Origin of the sequence: Paenibacillus terrae (assembly GCF_005217525.1) — a bacterium.
Classification (GTDB): Bacteria; Bacillota; Bacilli; order Paenibacillales; family Paenibacillaceae; genus Paenibacillus; species Paenibacillus terrae_C.
Window position 1 is genome coordinate 332,056 of sequence record NZ_PNXQ01000016.1, and the last position, 356, is coordinate 332,411.

Sequence of the window (356 nt, forward strand, 5' to 3'; positions counted from 1 at the left end):
GCTCTCCCCATGCTCCGACAGGCTGGAGCTGCATCGAACGATCCACGACATACGCCGTTGAGTTGTGGATCGGGCTGCCAATCGGCACCGATTCTGCTTGCACACCAGTAATCGCATGTGTCGTGGAAAAGGTTGTGTTTTCCGTCGGGCCGTAGCCATTGATGATCCGAAGAGTCGGATGGGCCTCCAGCACCCGGTTAATATGCGGAACGGACAGCACATCACCGCCAACCAGCAGCTCCCGGATCCCTTCGAACAGCGCCAAGTCCTGCTGAGACAGCTGGTTAAAGAGCGGCGCTGTCAGCCACATCGTCGTAATGCCATGACTGCGAACAGCTTCCTTGAGCTTCGGCGCA

Annotated in this window: 1 protein-coding gene; it reads right to left on the minus strand. The window is 57.9% G+C overall.

Annotation, left to right across the window (positions count from 1 at the left end; all coding sequences use genetic code 11):
- Positions 1-356, minus strand: a 356-nt coding sequence (locus C1I60_RS25830; RefSeq protein WP_252361785.1) for an AMP-binding protein, incomplete at both ends; no start/stop codon positions are given.